The sequence below is a fragment of the Pseudomonas sp. SWRI99 genome (genome assembly GCF_014270125.1).
Lineage (GTDB): Bacteria > Pseudomonadota > Gammaproteobacteria > Pseudomonadales > Pseudomonadaceae > Aquipseudomonas > Aquipseudomonas hamedanensis.
The window spans coordinates 1-330 of sequence record NZ_JABWQR010000072.1; the positions used below are offsets into that span (position 1 = coordinate 1).

General features: G+C 59.4%; 1 protein-coding gene. It reads right to left on the minus strand.

Annotated features, from left to right (window positions below; all coding sequences use genetic code 11):
• The coding region (locus tag HU743_RS27040) for an immunoglobulin-like domain-containing protein (RefSeq protein WP_186652411.1) at positions 1-330 on the minus strand (330 nt) is incomplete at both ends.

Consider the following 330-nt stretch of genomic DNA (forward strand, 5'->3'; position numbering starts at 1 on the left):
CCCGCCTTCAGCCACCGAGGTATCGGCGGTCAGTTTGACGGTCGAGGTATCGATGGTGTCGGTGACAGTCGTCACAGCCGGAACATTGCTCGGCACGAGATTTTCGAAGTTGCCACCGGTAGCGCTGCTGATGGTTGCCTGCACCGAACCGGCGTCTTTGTAAACGTCATCGGTTGGTGCTGGAACGCTGACATTACCGCTGGTTTCGCCAGCTTTGATAGTGATTACCGCGCCGTTCGACAGGGTCACGGTGACTGGCGAGCCTGCGGCATTGGTCAGGGTTGCGGTGTACGTAATCTGACCACCTTCAGCCACGGAGCCGGTCGCGCT